This is a genomic window from Pseudomonas sp. NPDC087342 (genome assembly GCF_044744265.1).
Lineage (GTDB): Bacteria > Pseudomonadota > Gammaproteobacteria > Pseudomonadales > Pseudomonadaceae > Aquipseudomonas > Aquipseudomonas nunensis.
The window spans coordinates 218,913-234,155 of sequence record NZ_JBIUXZ010000008.1 but is presented as its reverse complement, the minus strand read 5'-3'; the positions used below and the strand labels follow the sequence as shown (position 1 = coordinate 234,155).

Sequence of the window (15,243 nt, the reverse complement as noted above, 5' to 3'; positions counted from 1 at the left end):
GCAAGTTGCTGCCGGGGATGTTCGCCAGCCTGACCGACGCTGCTCAACAAGTTGTCAAAGCTGCGGAGGGCAAATAATGAGCGTCCTGATCAATAAAGACACCAAAGTTATCTGCCAGGGTATTACCGGTTCGCAAGGTAGTTTCCACACCCAGCAAGCCATCGAATACGGCACCAAGATGGTTGGTGGCGTTACTCCTGGTAAAGGCGGCACCGAACACCTGGGTCTGCCAGTGTTCAACACCGTGAAAGATGCTGTAGCTGCCACTGGCGCCACCGCCAGCGTTATCTACGTTCCAGCTCCTTTCTGCAAAGACTCCATCCTGGAAGCAGCATTCGGCGGCATCAAGCTGATCGTTTGCATCACTGAAGGCATTCCTACCCTGGATATGCTGGATGCCAAGGTCAAGTGCGACGAACTGGGCGTAGTCCTGATCGGTCCTAACTGCCCAGGCGTGATCACTCCAGGCGAATGCAAGATCGGCATCATGCCAGGTCACATTCACTTGCCAGGCAAGGTCGGTATCGTTTCCCGTTCCGGCACCCTGACCTACGAAGCTGTGAAGCAAACTACTGACGCCGGTTTCGGTCAGTCGACTTGCGTCGGCATCGGCGGTGACCCGATACCGGGTTCGAACTTCATCGACATCCTGAAGCTGTTCCAGGAAGACCCGAAGACCGAAGCGATCGTTATGATCGGCGAGATCGGCGGTTCGGCTGAAGAAGAAGCGGCTGCCTACATCAAGGCACACGTGACCAAGCCGGTTGTTTCCTACATCGCTGGTGTGACTGCCCCTGCGGGCAAGCGCATGGGCCATGCTGGCGCAATCATCTCTGGCGGCAAAGGCACTGCAGACGAGAAGTTTGCTGCCCTGGAAGACGCAGGCGTTAAAACCGTGCGTTCGCTGGCAGACATCGGCAAGGCTTTGTCCGAGCTGACCGGTTGGGCGATCAAATAAGCCTCGCGCTTAGCTGACGCTTCACCAGACAAAGGCCACCTTCGGGTGGCCTTTGTTGTTTCCGGGGTGATCGTTCCCACGCTCTGCGTGGGAATGCCGCCGGGGACGCTCCGCGTTCCGCGATTGGGTGCGACGCGGAGCGTCGCGGGATGCGTTCCCACGCAGAGCGTGGGAACGATCCACAGGTTTCTCTTCGTTCACAAATACGACGCCAACCTGTAGGAGCGAGGCTTGCCCGCGAAGGCTTATTTACAGACGACACCCATTTACATGCAAAAACGCGACACGGAAATGTCGCGTATCGGATAGTTCGCCCTCTAACAGTGCGTTCGTCGGGCAAATTCGTTAGGCTAGCAGCCATTTTTGCGTCCGCAGCCCACAAGGCCGCTACGCGCTAAACGGGTTGGTCCTATACGGATCGACAGCATTTCCCTCACCCAACAGGGAAATCCCTCTCTAAATTCCGATTCAGTAGTGTGGTATTTCCTTAATGAAAGTGTTGAAAGGCCAGGACATCCTGGCACTTGGTTTTATGACATTCGCCCTGTTTGTCGGGGCTGGCAACATCATCTTCCCGCCTATCGTCGGTTTGCAGTCCGGGCCCCATGTCTGGATGGCGGCGTTGGGTTTCCTGATCACAGCAGTCGGTTTGCCAGTGATCACCGTGGTCGCGCTGGCCAAGGTCGGCGGTGCCATGGATGCCTTGAGCAGCCCGATCGGTAAAGTCGCCGGTGGCCTGCTGGCTGCTGCGTGCTACCTGGCGGTCGGCCCGTTGTTCGCCACGCCGCGCACTGCCACCGTGTCCTTCGAAGTGGGCCTGGCGCCGCTGACCGGCGAGAGCCCGCTGGCACTGTTCCTCTACAGCTCGGTGTACTTCCTGCTGGTGTTCTTCATCTCGCTGTATCCGGGCCGTCTGCTGGATACCGTAGGACGTTTCCTCGCACCACTGAAGATCATCGCCCTGGCCGTGCTCGGCATCGCTGCGTTTGCCTTGCCGGCCGGTGATATCGGCGTGGCCACGCCGGAATACGTGGCGGCCCCGTTCTCCCAAGGCTTCATCAATGGTTACCTGACCATGGATACCCTGGGCGCGCTGGTGTTCGGCATCGTTATCGTTAACGCGATCCGCTCCCGTGGCGTCGAATCGCCTGCGCTGATCACCCGTTACGCGATCATTGCCGGGATGATTGCCGGCGTGGGTCTGGCGCTGGTGTATGTCAGCCTGTTCCGTCTCGGTTCGGGCAGCCATGAAGTGGCCGCCGGCGCTGCAAACGGCGCGGCCGTCCTGCATGCCTACGTGCAACACACCTTCGGTTCGCTGGGCAGCGGTTTCCTCGCGGTGCTGATCTCGTTGGCCTGCCTGGTGACGGCGGTCGGCCTGACCTGCGCCTGCGCCGAATACTTCAGCCGCGTGTTGCCACTGTCCTACAAGACACTGGTGATCATCCTGGCCGTGTTCTCGCTGTTTGTGTCCAACCTGGGCCTGACCAAGCTGATAGCGTTCTCGATCCCGGTGCTGACCGCGATCTACCCGCCGTGCATCGCTCTGGTCGCCCTGAGCTTCTGCAAGGACTTCTGGCGTGAGCAGAGCCGCATTGTTGGTCCGGTGATGCTGGTGTCGTTCATCTTCGGCCTGATCGACGCGCTCAAAGGCGCCGGCCTGGCGGACTGGATGCCGACGCAGCTGTCGCACCTGCCGCTGAGCGAGCAAGGCCTGGCGTGGTTGGTGCCGTCGGTGATGACCCTGGTCGTCGCCGCCGCGTGCGACCGTATGCTGGGCAAGCGCGACGAAGCCTTGGCGTAAACCTGATCGCCCGTCACAAGCGGGCAGTCGGTTATACAGAAATGCCCCGTATCAATCGATACGGGGCATTTTTTATGGGGATGAGGCAGTGTCTTTTTCCGCGAGCTAACGTCGAATCACTACCTTGTAGGAGCGAGGCTTGCCCGCGAAGGCGGTGTGTCAGTCGACGGATACATCGCATGTGATACCGCCTTCGCGGGCAAGCCTCGCTCCTACAGACTCCACCAACGTCTCACAAGGACCTGCATGTCGTTCATCCACGCCAACCTGATCCACTTCATCGCCGCGCTCTGGTTCGCCATCTGCTGGGGCGGTTACACCCGTTATGCGACGTGGAAGGGCCGCGACACCGCGTGCCTGGCCAGCGTGCTGCACCTGTACCGCGAAGACTGGATGCGCCGCATGCTGCTACGGGACAACCGCATCGCCGACGCCAGCGTGATCGGCAACCTGGAGCGTAACGCCTCGTTCTTCGCCTCCAGCACGCTGATTATCCTGGCAGGCATTCTCACGGTGCTCGGCGCATCTGAACGGGCGGTGTCGTTGCTGGCGGATATTCCCATGGTTCAGCAGGCGTCCCAGGGCATGTCGGAGATCAAGTTGCTGTGCCTGGCGCTGGTGTTTGTCTACGCGTTCTTCACCTTCAGTTGGTGCATGCGTCAGTACAACTTCGCGGCAATCCTGGTCGGTTCGGCACCGATGATCGGTGAGCGACACGTTTCCGAGCAGGAGCGCAAAGCCTTTGCGGCAAGGGCGGCGCGGGTGATTTCGATGGCGGCCAACCAGTTCAACTTCGGCCTGCGCTCCTACTACTTCGGCATGACCATGCTCGCGTGGTTCGTCAGCCCCTGGTTGTTCATGTTGATGAGCGCCGGCGTCGTGCTGGTGTTGTATCGCCGGGAGTTTCATTCCGACGTTCTCGACGTGATGGTCTATACCCCTACAGAGGCGCCATTGCCCGAAGCCAACAAAGAGGCCGCTTGATGAGTATTCCGTTCTGGTGTGTGTTTATCAGTGCATTGCTGATCTACGTGGCCCGCATGCCCGTGGCCAGGGCCATGAAAGAGCAGGGCGGCTACAACAACCACTTGCCGCGCCAGCAACAAGCGCAACTGACCGGCTTCGGCGCCCGCGCCGTGGCGGCCCATCAGAATTGTTTTGAAGCGTTCATATTATTTGCGGTGGGGGTGTTGATGGCGCACACCACGCAGACGGCAGGGTGGCTGATCGATTCGCTGGCGATCATCTTTGTGATCACGCGCATCCTCTATTTAGTGTGTTATTGGGCTGATCTTGCCTGGCAGCGCAGCCTGGTGTGGTTGATCGGATTAGTCTGCTCATTATTGCTGATGATTAGTCCGACTTTTAGAACCGTGTTGCTCTAAATCACCAACTAACAGGCAAAAGAAAACCCGCACATGGCGGGTTTTCTTTTGTCACGCTAAAAACTGTTTTAGTTTTTAGGTGCTTCAGCAGGAGCGGCTGGAGCCGACTCTTGAACAGCGGCTTTGTTCGATTCAGCCTGAGCTTTGGCAGCTTCGGCGTTTTCTTTCGCAGCGTCGTTCACTTTATCCTGAGCTTTGTTCATGTCTTGCTGAGCTTGCTCAGCATGTTGGTTGGCATCTTGAGCTTTGTCCTCGGATTTTTTATCGCAGGCAGCGAGACCGAGGGAAGCGGTCAACATCAAGGCAATAGCTAAAGTCTTACGCATGGGGTGTTTCTCCTTATGGAATATATCTACTGGCCTTTCGAGCACAGCCGTCATCGATAAGTTCCTCATTTCATACAAATATATAAGTTTTAAACGCGATGGAACTTTTGCCTGATTCATCTGAGGCTTTGTCGGGATACTAAGAAGGGATTTATCAAATGGCCGAAAACCCCGTTTTTGAGCGCGCAACACGATTCCTGTCGGCGTTGCGGCATTGCCAGGTGCTGGGCTTGCGCGTTCACAGCGCGAGTACTGACGGACTAACGGTCGTCCTGCCTTACAGCCCGCAAATCGTCGGTAACCCGCAAACCGGTGTCATTCACGGCGGCGCCCTGACGTCGTTGATGGACACCGCGTGCGGCATGTCCACCCTGTGCGTGTTGCCGGAGTTCGAAGTCTGCCCGACCCTCGATTTGCGCATCGACTACATGCACGCCGCCGAACCCCACAAGGACGTCTACGGTTTTGCTCAGTGCTACCGGGTCACCACCGACGTGATCTTCGCCCGGGGCTTCGCGTATCAGGACGACCCGGAACAACCCATCGCCCATGTCGTCGGCACCTTTATGCGCATGGGCAAGGGCATCAAGGGCACCAAAGGCTTTGGTGGCGCCATCACCGGAGGTGCGAAATGACTGACTCCTTCAAGGAACAACTTCAGCAGGCCCACGCGCAAGGGGACTACGCCTCGCTGCTGCACCTGATTCCCTACGCCAAGTTGATCGGCGTCGAATGTTCACGGGTCGGTGATGAGCTGCTGTTTCGCCTGCCGGCCAACAAGGACAACATTGGTAACCCTTTATTGCCGGCGATTCATGGCGGCGTGATTGCCGGGTTCATGGAGCTGTCTGCGGCGTTGCACCTGTTGATTTTCACCGGCTCACCGGGTGTGCCGAAGATCATCGACTTCTCCCTCGATTACCTGCGCACCGGGCAATTTCGCGATACCTGGGCTCGCTGCCAGGTGTGTCGGCAGGGCCGGCGGGTGGCCAACGTGGCGGTGACGGCCTGGCAAAGCACCGAATCCGAGCCGATTGCCACGGCCCGAGGCCATTTCAAAATCGAAGAGCCCTTGAAATCCTGAACTCAGCCCCAAACTCTGATGACAACCCGCCGTCGACCCTGAAGGTCGCGGCCACTGCCATCTGATTGGAGTTTGATGACCATGAGTGTGGAAACTCAAAAGGAAACCCTGGGCTTCCAGACCGAGGTGAAGCAACTGCTGCACCTCATGATCCATTCGCTGTATTCAAACAATGAAAATTTCCTTCGCGAGTTGATCTCGAACGCCTCTGACGCTGTCGACAAATTACGTTTCGAAGCCCTGTCCAAGCCTGAGTTGCTGGAAGGTGGCGCCGAACTGAAAATCCGTGTGAGCTTCGACAAAGACGCGAAAACCGTCACCCTCGAAGACAACGGTATCGGTATGAGCCGCGAAGACGCGATCACCCACCTGGGCACGATCGCCAAGTCCGGCACCGCTGATTTCATGAAACACCTGTCCGGCGATCAGAAGAAAGATTCGCACCTGATCGGTCAGTTCGGTGTGGGCTTCTACTCGGCATTCATCGTCGCTGACAAAGTCGACGTGTTCAGCCGTCGTGCCGGCGCTGCCGCCAGCGAAGGCGTGCACTGGTCGTCCAAGGGCGAAGGCGATTTTGAAGTTGCCACCGTCGACAAAGCCGAGCGCGGCACCCGTATCGTCCTGCACTTGAAGTCCGGTGAAGACGAGTTCGCCGATGGCTACCGTCTGCGCAACATCATCAAGAAATACTCCGATCACATCGCTTTGCCGATCGAGTTGCCGAAAGAAGTGGCAGCCGTCGAAGGCGAAGAGAAGCCAGCCGTTGAGTGGGAAACCGTCAACCGCGCCAGCGCCCTGTGGACCCGTCCTCGCACCGAGATCAAGGACGAGGAATACCAGGAGTTCTACAAGCACATCGCGCATGACTTCGAAAACCCGCTGAGCTGGAGCCACAACAAGGTCGAAGGCAAGCTGGAATACAGCTCGCTGCTTTATGTACCGACCCGTGCTCCGTTCGACCTGTACCAGCGTGAAGCGCCGAAAGGCCTGAAGCTGTATGTGCAGCGCGTATTCGTGATGGATCAGGCCGAGTCGTTCCTGCCGCTGTACCTGCGCTTCATCAAAGGTGTTGTCGATTCCAACGACCTGTCGCTGAACGTGTCGCGGGAAATCCTGCAGAAAGACCCGATCATCGATTCCATGAAGTCGGCGCTGACCAAACGCGTCCTCGACATGCTGGAAAAACTGGCGAAGAACGAGCCTGAGCAATACAAGGGCTTCTGGAAAAACTTCGGCCAGGTGATGAAAGAAGGCCCGGCTGAAGATTTCGCCAACAAAGAGAAAATCGCTGGCCTGCTGCGTTTCGCGTCCACTCAGGGCGAAGAAGGCGAGCAGGTTGTGGGTCTGGCTGATTACCTGGCTCGCGCCAAGGAAGGTCAGGACAAGATTTACTACCTGACCGGCGAAACTTACGCCCAAGTCAAAAACAGCCCGCACCTGGAAGTCTTCCGCAAGAAAGGCATCGAAGTGCTGCTGCTGACCGACCGCATCGACGAGTGGCTGATGAGCTACCTCAGCGACTTCGACGGCAAGAGCTTTGTCGACGTGGCGCGCGGTGACCTGGACCTCGGCAACCTGGACTCGGAAGAGGACAAGAAAGCTGCGGAAGAAGTCGCCAAGTCCAAAGAAGGTCTGGTTGAGCGTCTGAAAACCGCACTGGGCGATTCCGTCGCTGAAGTACGAGTTTCCCACCGTCTGACCGATTCTCCGGCGATCCTGGCCATCGGTGAGCAGGACCTGGGCTTGCAGATGCGTCAGATCCTCGAAGCCAGCGGGCAGAAGGTTCCGGATTCGAAGCCGATTTTCGAATTCAACCCGGCTCACCCGCTGATCGAGAAACTCGACAACGAGCAGAGCGACGAACGCTTCGGCGACCTGTCGCACATCCTGTTCGATCAGGCAGCCTTGGCAGCCGGCGACAGCTTGAAAGACCCGGCAGCTTATGTGCGCCGTCTCAACAAATTGTTGGTTGAACTGTCGGTTTAACTGAGTTGTACAAAAACCCGCTTCGGCGGGTTTTTTTATTCTTGAGTCTTAGGAGTTTGATATGAGCCAAGTCACTGTGCGTTCCGTGGTCTATCAGCTAGATGGCCAGTCCTATGAAAGCCGTCTGGCTTTCGATGCCGGCCATAAAGGCCTGCGCCCGGGCTTGCTGATGGCGCCGAACTGGATGGGCATCAGCGCCGGTGCCGAAGAGATCGCCAAGTCAGTGGCGTCCAAAGGCTATGTAGTCCTGATCGCGGACCTTTACGGTCAATCGGTACGTCCGCAGAACGGCGACGAAGCAGGTGCAGCGATGATGCCGTTGAAGAATGATCGCGGTTTGCTGCGCCAGCGTATGCACGCGGCTTTCGAGCAACTGCAAGGGCAGGGCGACGTTGCGGTCGATACCTCGAAACTGGCGACCTTCGGTTTCTGTTTTGGTGGTTGCTGCTCGCTGGAACTGGCTCGCAGCGGTGCGCCGGTGAAAGCGGCGGTGTCGTTCCATGGCTCGCTGGATACGCCGAATGTGAATGATGCGAAAAACATCAAGGGCTCGGTGCTGGTGCTGCACGGTGCGTCCGATCCATTGGTGCCGAAAGAGCAACTGCCGGCGTTTGAAGAAGAAATGAACGCAGCGGGCGTGGATTGGCAATTGCTGAGCTACGGCGGGGCGGTGCACTCGTTTACCGATCCGCATGCGAATGTGCCGGGCAAGATGATGTATGACGCGAAAACCGCAGGGCGGGCGTTTGTGTCGATGCATAACTTGCTGGATGAAGTGTTTAGCGACTGATGATCGTTCCCTGACATTGGTGGTGTCAGGGCTGGACTCTTCGCGAGCAGGCTCGCTCCCACATTTGGAATGCATTCCCCTGTGGGAGCGGGCTTGCTCGCGAAAGCGGTGTCACAGGCGCAAAAAATCCTAGGGCAATTCAATCCGCTCACTTTCCCCCGGCACCGTCGGCCAATCCCCGGCCGCCCAGCGTCGACGCGCTTCATCGATGGCCGCCGGATCGCTCGCGACAAAATTCCAGTTGATCCGCCGTGGCCCATCCAGTGGCGCGCCGCCGAACAGCACGGCGTGACAGTCGCTTTCGGCAAACAACGTCATCTCTTCCCCGACCGGCAACACCACCAGCGAATGCGGTTCTATCAGCTCGCCATCGAGTTGCACCTCGCCGTCCAGCACGTACAGTGCCCGTTCTTCATGTTCGGTGGGAATCAGCAACGTGGTCGCGGTTTGCAGGTTCAGTTCGGCGTACAACGTAGGAGAAAGCACCGGCACCGGCGATTCCAGGCAAAAACCTGACCCGGCGATCATGCGGATCTTCACGCCGAGATTATCGCTGACGGGCAAGGTCGCCGCCGGATGATGGCTGTAATGCCCCGGGCCTTGCTCATGCTCCTTGGGCGAGGCCAGCCATATCTGCAAGCCATGCATCGTGAAGCCGCTGTCTTTCAGCGCTTCAGGCGTGCGTTCAACGTGGGCAATTGCGCTGCCCGCCGTCATCCAGCTGACATCACCGGTGTCCACCACCAGATCGGAACCGAGGCTGTCCTTGTGCTGGATCTGCCCCTTGAACAAATAGGTCAGGGTCGACAGACCGATGTGCGGATGTTGGCGGATGTTCATGCCTTTGCCCGGCGGATACCGGGTTTCGAGCATGTGGTCGAAAAACACGAAAGGCCCGACGCTGCGGCATTTGGCTGACGGCAACGGGCGAAGAATCGGCTGGCCTTCGACATCTTCGGCGCGGGGGCGTATCACGAGGGGCGTGTTCATGCTGCATTCCAGGCTGGGCGGGTGATGCGTGGAGCATAACCCGCCGCTGGCATCGTCGTAATTACTGGCTGTCGAAGCCCTGTGGAGCATGGGTTTCGATGGTGACGTCGGTGGTGGTCATCAGTTTATGAATCGGGCAACGGTCAGCGACGCGTAATAACTCCGCGCGCTGGTCGTCGGTGAGTACGCCCTTGAGCGTGAGGGTCACGTGCAGGGCATATTTGCCTTTCTGCTCTTCGCTGTTGTCGCGTTTGACCTCGACACCCACGCCGGTCAGCGGGATGTCTTTTTTCTTGGCATACATTTTCAGCGTCAAGGCCTTGCAGGCACCGAGCGCGGCGTCGAAGTAATCATGGGGTTCCGGCGCCGAGCCTTCGCCACCGGCGGACTTCGGTACATCGGCAAACAGTTCGTGGTCATCGATCTGGACAGTGTGACGAAAGCCTTCACTGGAAACGGTATTGACGGTAACAGTCATGGGAAACCTCTTCGGCAGTAGGAAAAGTCATTCGAGCAAAAACGGACCATGAAGGTATAGAGCATTCGTGCTGTGATGCGTTCCACTTTCTTATGGGCTGAACCCTGATTGGCGCGGCGAGGTCTATGGGGCTCATGTCATTGGAGAATGCCCGTGCCCCGGATCCGCTTGAGTCTCGCCTGGTGGTTGGTGCTTTGCAGTTCATACGCGGACGCCCGCGACTATGCCTACAGCGATGCGCACCTGCATTACGTAGATTTCTTCCAGGAAACTGCGGGAATGCCTGCTTTGCTCAAGTCGATGGCTGACAGCTCCATCGATCATGTGATGATTTCCGGCATCCCGGTAGCGAAGAAATGGCACGAAGACGAACCCAAGCGCCCGCGTTATTACGCCGGTGACGACGCCGATGCCTATTGGTACAGCGCGACCGACGTGATTGTCGCCGCTGCGGTGAACAAGCTCACGCCGGAGCAGCGTCAGCGTTTTCACCCGTTCCTGTCAGGTTTCAACCCCAACGATAAAAACTCCGAGGCGCACATCCAGCGCATGCTCGATCTCAATCCGGGGTTGTGGCAGGGCATCGGCGAAGTCTTCACCCGGCACGATGACCTGACGGCGCTGACGTCGGGTGATACGCCACGGGCCAATAACGAGGCGATGACGCGGATCTATCACCTCGCCGCCGAAAATGACCTGCCGGTGATGCTGCATTCGAACATCACCTCCAAGCGTGAGAGAAATCCACTGTACCTGGCGGAAATGGAAGAGCCGTTGCGTAATCACCCGCACACGCGGTTTATCTGGGCGCATGCCGGCACCAGCGTGGAAATCCATCGGCACCAGACGCAGCTGGATTTTCTGTTGCCGACGTTGACCCGGATGCTTGAGGTGTACCCGAATCTGTTCATCGACCTGTCCTGGAGCATGCTCACGCCCTATCTGTTGGATGAGCAGGGCAAGCCACGGGACGAATGGCTGAAACTGGTTGAGCGCTTTCCGGAACGTTTCATGCTGGGGTCGGATGTCGTGGGACGTTTCGATAAGTTGGGTCAGGAAATGCGCAGCTTCGACCCGTTTCTCGATGCGTTGCCGGAAGCTGTTGCTAGAAAAGTCGCGCGAGATAATTTTCTGGCCGTGCTGCCGAAAGCTGCGCGCTGAATCGTTCCCGCCGGGTGATCGAAGTAGCAAGGCGTTTTGATATCACGTTTTGGTCTTACGCAAATTTTCTCCGGGCCGATACCTTCTAAAGCAACCCGCTGCAGGGATATGCAGTGCATTTTTGGAAGGAACCAAAGCGATGAGCATCCGCAGTCTCAATATTGCCCCGCGCGCGAGCCTGGGTTTTGGCCTGTTGGCGTTGATGGTGTTTGGCTTGGGCGCGTTTGCCCTGGCGCAAATGTCGAACATGCGCGCCCAGTCCGATCAGGTCGATAACAACTGGCTGCCCAGCGTGATGGCGGTCGGGGAGATGAGTCAGGACATGCTGCGGCTGCGTGCCCTGACCATGCGTCTGCTGATTAACCGCGATCCCGCGGCGCTGGCGCAGAACGTCGGCAAACTCAATGAGCTCAAAGGCGTACTCGGCGATGCGCAGCAGCGCTACAACGCGTTGATCGTGCTGCCCGAGGAGCGTTCGCTGTTCGATCGCTTCAAGGCCTCGGAGCAAAAGTACCTGCAATTTCAGGGGCAGGTGATGACCCTGTCTGCCCAAGACCGGATCGAAGACGCGGCGACTATCGTCAATGGCGAGATGAGCCCGTTGGCCGACGAAATCGCGGTCACCCTCAAGTCGCTGGTCGAGCTGAACAAACGCAACGCCAACCTGGCCACCGAGGCAGCGCGTCTGGTGTTCAGCAACTCACGGGTGTGGGTCGGGGTGATGGTCGCGCTGGCGGCGTTGATGACCATTGGCCTCGCGTTGCTGCTGACCCGCAGCATTGTGTTGCCGTTGTCCCAGTCGTTGCGGGTGGCCGAAGTGGTGGCAGGCGGTGATCTGACCGGCGACATCAGCATCAGCGGCAAGGACGAACCGGCGCGGCTGTTGCACGCGCTCAAGAGCATGCAGCAGAGCCTGCGCGACACCATTCGGCGTATCTCAGACTCGTCCAGCCAATTGGCCTCGGCCTCGGAAGAGCTCAGTTGCGTCACGGAAGACGCGACCCGTGGGCTGCATCAGCAGAGCCTGGAAATCGAGCAGGCCGCCACGGCGGTGAATCAGATGACGGCGGCGGTGGAGGAAGTGGCGAGCAACGCGGTGGCGACTTCCGAAGCGTCTCGGGAATCTGACCGGATCGCCCAGCACGGTCGCGCGCAGGTGCATCAGACCGTGCAGTCCATTGAGTCCCTGGCGGACGATGTGACAGCCAATGCCAGTCAGGTTGAGGATTTGGCGCAGAAGGTCTACGGCATTAGCAAGGTGCTGGATGTGATTCGCTCGATTGCCGAGCAGACCAATCTGCTGGCCCTGAACGCGGCGATTGAAGCGGCGCGTGCAGGGGATGCCGGGCGCGGTTTTGCCGTGGTAGCGGATGAGGTGCGCGCGCTGGCGCACCGGACACAGCAATCGACTCAGGAAATCGAGCAGATGATCAGTGGCATCCAGCAAGGTACCGATTCTGCCGTCAGCTCGATGCAGCAAAGCAATAGCCGGGCGCGTTCGACCCTGGAAGTCGCGAAAGCCGCGGGCGTGGCGCTGGAGGAGATTGCCTCGGCGTTCACCTTGATCAACGAGCGCAACATCGTGATCGCCAGTGCCTCGGAGGAACAGGCAGCGGTGGCGCGGGAGGTGGATCGCAATCTGATGAACATCCGCGACCTGGCGTTGCAGACCTCGGCGGGGGCGAACCAGACGAGTGCGGCGAGCCAGGAGTTGTCGCGGTTGGCGGTGGACCTCAATTCCATGGTGGCGCGCTTTTCGGTCTAGTTTGTCAGTAAAGAACACCACTGAACCCTGTGGGAGCGGGCTTGCTCGCGAAAGCGGTCTCATACTCAGCACATGTGTTGTCTGTCAGTCCGCTATCGCGAGCAAGCTCGCTCCCACAGGTTTTGCACCTGGCTCAATATTTCCTTTTCCAAGGCAAAAAAAAGCCCCGCAATCGCGGGGCTTTTCGTGTCGAGCCGGATCAGCTGCCTTTGACAGCCTTGCCGTTGACCGTACCGTCCAGGAGCATGATGTTGTACTCCTTGCCGTCGGTTTCGACTTGTTGCAGACGGACCAGCAGGTAATCCCAATCCTTGGCGAACCACATCACGGTGATGCGCTTGCTTTGTGTCGGGTCGCGCACGCGCTCGACCTTGATCGCATCGATCTGGCCAGCCTTGGTGTCGACTTTTTCCGAACCCAGCACGCGGAAGTCATAGGTATCGACTTCGCCGTCATCGACGACCTGGTAGCTCATGCTTTTCTTGCCAGCGGCCACATCGTGTTGCAGGGCCAGCTGATAAGTGGATTTGTCGACCATGCCGCGATTGAGCGGGATCTTGACTGCGTCGCCACGATCGGTGCCGGTGACCATTTTAGTGGACCAGTCGAAGTCCAGGTCAGCCTTCTTGGCTTTACCCAGGCCGCCACGTTCGAAGTGGTAGGACTGCGGCAGCAAGGTGTCTTTGTCCAGGGTCAGGGTGCTTTGTTCGGACAGGCTGGCGATCATCATCGACGCCTTGAAGCTGAGTGTCCAAACGCCGTTGGCGCCCTTGGTCAGACTGCGCTCGGCAGTGCCGCTCATGGGCAGCTGTTTCCAGTCGGCGGTGTAGCTGGCGGAGAAAGGTTGAAGGTCTGCGGCCTGTGCGAAGGGCAGGGCGAGCAGAGCGCAAGCGAAGAGCAAGGCGCGACGCATAATATCTCCTAGGTTCGAATCAAGTGGCCGCTGGCCGCGAGTAACGTGTCATCCAGTAAAGCACCGTGTTCGCCGAGGGACAGACGACCTTCGGCAAACCAGCGTACGGCCATCGGGTAGATCAGGTGTTCCTGAACGTGGACCCGCTGCGCCAGACTCTGCGGCGAATCGTGCAACTCTACCGGTATTACTGCCTGTACGACCAGTGGTCCGCCATCGAGTTCCTCGGTGACGAAGTGCACGGAGCAGCCGTGCTCGGTGTCGCCGGCCTCCAAAGCGCGCTGATGAGTGTGTAACCCTTTGTATTTGGGTAGCAGCGAGGGATGGATATTCAGCAGGCGACCCTGGTAGTGACGCACGAAACCTGCGCTGAGAATGCGCATGAAACCGGCGAGTACCACGAGTTTGGGGTTGAAGGCGTCGATCAGTTCGATCAGCGCGGCATCGAAGGCTTCGCGGCCTTCGAAAGCCTTGTGATCCAGGGAGCGGGTGTCGATACCCGCCTCCCTGGCGCGTTGCAGGCCGTAGGCGTCGGCGCGGTTGGAAATCACCGCAGCGATGCGGACCGGGCTGTCGCCGGTCCGCGTGCTGTCGATCAAGGCCTGCAAGTTACTGCCGGTGCCGGAGAGCAGCACCACGACATCACAGGTGGCGGACATTAGTGCGCCTTAAGGTTCTTCAGTTCGACCTGAGCCGCGCCTTCGGCAGCGGTGGAGATCTGGCCGATGACCCAAGGCTGCTCGCCGGCTTCACGCAACACATTCAGCGCGGTTTCAACGTGCTCTTGAGCCACGCAGATGACCATGCCAACGCCACAGTTCAGCACGCGGTGCATTTCGTTTTCGTCGACGTTGCCTTTTTCTTGCAGCCAGTCGAACACCGCAGGGCGGGTCCAGCTCGCGACGTCAACCACGGCTTGAGCGCCTTTTGGCAGAACGCGCGGGATGTTGTCCAGCAGGCCACCACCGGTGATGTGGGCCATGGCTTTGACAGCGCCGGTTTCCTTGATCAGCTTGAGCAGCGGCTTCACGTAGATACGGGTCGGAGCCATCAGCAGGTCGGTCAGCGGTTTGCCGTCGAGCTGGATGTTTTCAATGTCGGCACCCGACACTTCGATGATCTTGCGGATCAGCGAGTAGCCGTTGGAGTGCGGACCGGAGGACGGCAGGGCGAGCAGGGCATCGCCGGCAGCGACTTTGGAACCGTCGATGATTTCGGATTTTTCCACGACGCCAACGCAGAAGCCGGCCAGGTCGTAGTCTTCGCCTTCGTACATGCCAGGCATTTCAGCGGTTTCGCCGCCGACCAGGGAGCAGCCGGACAGTTCGCAGCCTGCACCGATGCCGGTCACGACCTGGGTCGCGGTTTCGACGTTGAGTTTGCCGGTGGCATAGTAGTCGAGGAAGAACAGCGGCTCGGCGCCGCATACCACCAGGTCGTTGACGCACATGGCGACCAGGTCGATGCCGATGCTGTCGTGCTTGTTCAGGTTCAGCGCCAGGCGCAGCTTGGTGCCGACGCCGTCAGTACCGGAAACCAGCACTGGCTGCTTGTAGCCGGCCGGGATTTCGCAGAGGGCGCCGAAACCGCCCAGGCCGCCCAT

At 58.7% G+C, this 15,243-nt stretch carries 16 protein-coding genes; 10 read left to right on the top strand and 6 right to left on the bottom strand.

What is annotated here, in order from left to right; genetic code table 11:
• Positions 1–76: 76 nt before the first annotated feature.
• The 4 genes from sucD (at position 77) to ACIOYV_RS18975 (ending at position 4,147) form a co-directional block, all read left to right on the top strand.
• On the top strand, positions 77–958 hold the full coding sequence (gene sucD, locus ACIOYV_RS18990) for a succinate--CoA ligase subunit alpha (RefSeq protein WP_008148605.1): 882 nt from the start codon (positions 77–79) through the stop codon (positions 956–958).
• A 490-nt stretch (positions 959–1,448) separates the two neighbouring features.
• Positions 1,449–2,762, top strand: a complete 1,314-nt coding sequence (gene brnQ, locus ACIOYV_RS18985) for a branched-chain amino acid transport system II carrier protein (protein ID WP_054049466.1) — start codon at positions 1,449–1,451, stop codon at positions 2,760–2,762.
• Positions 2,763–3,008: 246 nt separating this feature from the next.
• Complete coding sequence (locus ACIOYV_RS18980; RefSeq protein WP_265044146.1) at positions 3,009–3,746, top strand: DUF599 domain-containing protein; 738 nt, start codon at positions 3,009–3,011, stop codon at positions 3,744–3,746.
• A complete protein-coding gene (locus ACIOYV_RS18975; RefSeq protein ID WP_401325958.1) occupies positions 3,746–4,147 on the top strand; it encodes an MAPEG family protein in 402 nt (133 codons plus the stop codon). Before ACIOYV_RS18980 ends, ACIOYV_RS18975 begins: the two co-directional genes overlap by 1 nt.
• Before the next feature lie 68 nt (positions 4,148–4,215).
• Here ACIOYV_RS18975 and ACIOYV_RS18970 read toward each other — a convergent pair whose 3' ends face one another.
• On the bottom strand, positions 4,216–4,473 hold the full coding sequence (locus ACIOYV_RS18970; RefSeq protein ID WP_054049624.1) for a hypothetical protein: 258 nt from the start codon (positions 4,471–4,473) through the stop codon (positions 4,216–4,218).
• A gap of 158 nt (positions 4,474–4,631) precedes the next feature.
• Between ACIOYV_RS18970 and ACIOYV_RS18965 the strand changes: the two genes are divergently transcribed.
• From ACIOYV_RS18965 to ACIOYV_RS18950, 4 genes are all read left to right on the top strand, one after another.
• Entirely contained in the window at positions 4,632–5,108 is a 477-nt protein-coding gene (locus tag ACIOYV_RS18965) for a PaaI family thioesterase (protein WP_401325956.1), read from the top strand.
• The gene (locus tag ACIOYV_RS18960) at positions 5,105–5,557 is read left to right on the top strand and encodes a PaaI family thioesterase (RefSeq protein WP_054049474.1); all 453 of its coding nucleotides are present in this window, start codon (positions 5,105–5,107) and stop codon (positions 5,555–5,557) included. Before ACIOYV_RS18965 ends, ACIOYV_RS18960 begins: the two co-directional genes overlap by 4 nt.
• 81 nt (positions 5,558–5,638) lie before the next feature.
• Complete coding sequence (htpG, locus tag ACIOYV_RS18955) at positions 5,639–7,543, top strand: molecular chaperone HtpG (RefSeq protein WP_401325954.1); 1,905 nt, start codon at positions 5,639–5,641, stop codon at positions 7,541–7,543.
• Positions 7,544–7,604: 61 nt separating this feature from the next.
• Positions 7,605–8,333, top strand: a complete 729-nt coding sequence (locus ACIOYV_RS18950) for a dienelactone hydrolase family protein (RefSeq protein WP_401325951.1) — start codon at positions 7,605–7,607, stop codon at positions 8,331–8,333.
• Between the two features lie 129 nt (positions 8,334–8,462).
• On the opposite strand, the gene ACIOYV_RS18945 is transcribed toward ACIOYV_RS18950, so the two are convergent.
• Both ACIOYV_RS18945 and ACIOYV_RS18940 read right to left on the bottom strand, forming a co-directional pair.
• Complete coding sequence (locus ACIOYV_RS18945) at positions 8,463–9,323, bottom strand: pirin family protein (RefSeq protein WP_401325948.1); 861 nt, start codon at positions 9,321–9,323, stop codon at positions 8,463–8,465.
• A 61-nt stretch (positions 9,324–9,384) separates the two neighbouring features.
• On the bottom strand, positions 9,385–9,801 hold the full coding sequence (locus ACIOYV_RS18940) for an OsmC family protein (protein ID WP_054049480.1): 417 nt from the start codon (positions 9,799–9,801) through the stop codon (positions 9,385–9,387).
• A gap of 147 nt (positions 9,802–9,948) precedes the next feature.
• Here ACIOYV_RS18940 and ACIOYV_RS18935 point away from each other — a divergent pair, with 147 nt between their 5' ends.
• Together ACIOYV_RS18935 and ACIOYV_RS18930 are read left to right on the top strand one after the other, a co-directional pair.
• Positions 9,949–10,962 (top strand): amidohydrolase family protein, encoded by a 1,014-nt coding sequence (locus ACIOYV_RS18935; RefSeq protein WP_401325945.1) that lies wholly within the window; start codon positions 9,949–9,951, stop codon positions 10,960–10,962.
• Between the two features lie 139 nt (positions 10,963–11,101).
• Complete coding sequence (locus tag ACIOYV_RS18930; protein ID WP_401325942.1) at positions 11,102–12,727, top strand: methyl-accepting chemotaxis protein; 1,626 nt, start codon at positions 11,102–11,104, stop codon at positions 12,725–12,727.
• A gap of 199 nt (positions 12,728–12,926) precedes the next feature.
• On the opposite strand, the gene ACIOYV_RS18925 is transcribed toward ACIOYV_RS18930, so the two are convergent.
• The 3 genes from ACIOYV_RS18925 to purM all read right to left on the bottom strand — a co-directional run.
• On the bottom strand, positions 12,927–13,640 hold the full coding sequence (locus ACIOYV_RS18925) for a DUF3108 domain-containing protein (RefSeq protein ID WP_054049485.1): 714 nt from the start codon (positions 13,638–13,640) through the stop codon (positions 12,927–12,929).
• Between the two features lie 8 nt (positions 13,641–13,648).
• Positions 13,649–14,299, bottom strand: coding sequence for a phosphoribosylglycinamide formyltransferase (gene purN, locus ACIOYV_RS18920; protein ID WP_290025418.1), 651 nt, complete (start codon positions 14,297–14,299; stop codon positions 13,649–13,651).
• Positions 14,299–15,243 (bottom strand): phosphoribosylformylglycinamidine cyclo-ligase (gene purM, locus ACIOYV_RS18915; protein ID WP_401325938.1); only part of this gene is annotated, 945 nt, incomplete at its 5' end. The genes purN and purM, both read right to left, overlap by 1 nt.

Coding starts and splice junctions, on each gene's coding strand:
- sucD (WP_008148605.1), top strand. CDS start 77: ATGAGCGTCCTGATCAATAAAGACACCAAAGTTATCTGCCAGGGTATT.
- brnQ (WP_054049466.1), top strand. CDS start 1,449: ATGAAAGTGTTGAAAGGCCAGGACATCCTGGCACTTGGTTTTATGACA.
- ACIOYV_RS18980 (WP_265044146.1), top strand. CDS start 3,009: ATGTCGTTCATCCACGCCAACCTGATCCACTTCATCGCCGCGCTCTGG.
- ACIOYV_RS18975 (WP_401325958.1), top strand. CDS start 3,746: ATGAGTATTCCGTTCTGGTGTGTGTTTATCAGTGCATTGCTGATCTAC.
- ACIOYV_RS18970 (WP_054049624.1), bottom strand. CDS start 4,473: ATGCGTAAGACTTTAGCTATTGCCTTGATGTTGACCGCTTCCCTCGGT.
- ACIOYV_RS18965 (WP_401325956.1), top strand. CDS start 4,632: ATGGCCGAAAACCCCGTTTTTGAGCGCGCAACACGATTCCTGTCGGCG.
- ACIOYV_RS18960 (WP_054049474.1), top strand. CDS start 5,105: ATGACTGACTCCTTCAAGGAACAACTTCAGCAGGCCCACGCGCAAGGG.
- htpG (WP_401325954.1), top strand. CDS start 5,639: ATGAGTGTGGAAACTCAAAAGGAAACCCTGGGCTTCCAGACCGAGGTG.
- ACIOYV_RS18950 (WP_401325951.1), top strand. CDS start 7,605: ATGAGCCAAGTCACTGTGCGTTCCGTGGTCTATCAGCTAGATGGCCAG.
- ACIOYV_RS18945 (WP_401325948.1), bottom strand. CDS start 9,323: ATGAACACGCCCCTCGTGATACGCCCCCGCGCCGAAGATGTCGAAGGC.
- ACIOYV_RS18940 (WP_054049480.1), bottom strand. CDS start 9,801: ATGACTGTTACCGTCAATACCGTTTCCAGTGAAGGCTTTCGTCACACT.
- ACIOYV_RS18935 (WP_401325945.1), top strand. CDS start 9,949: ATGCCCGTGCCCCGGATCCGCTTGAGTCTCGCCTGGTGGTTGGTGCTT.
- ACIOYV_RS18930 (WP_401325942.1), top strand. CDS start 11,102: ATGAGCATCCGCAGTCTCAATATTGCCCCGCGCGCGAGCCTGGGTTTT.
- ACIOYV_RS18925 (WP_054049485.1), bottom strand. CDS start 13,640: ATGCGTCGCGCCTTGCTCTTCGCTTGCGCTCTGCTCGCCCTGCCCTTC.
- purN (WP_290025418.1), bottom strand. CDS start 14,299: ATGTCCGCCACCTGTGATGTCGTGGTGCTGCTCTCCGGCACCGGCAGT.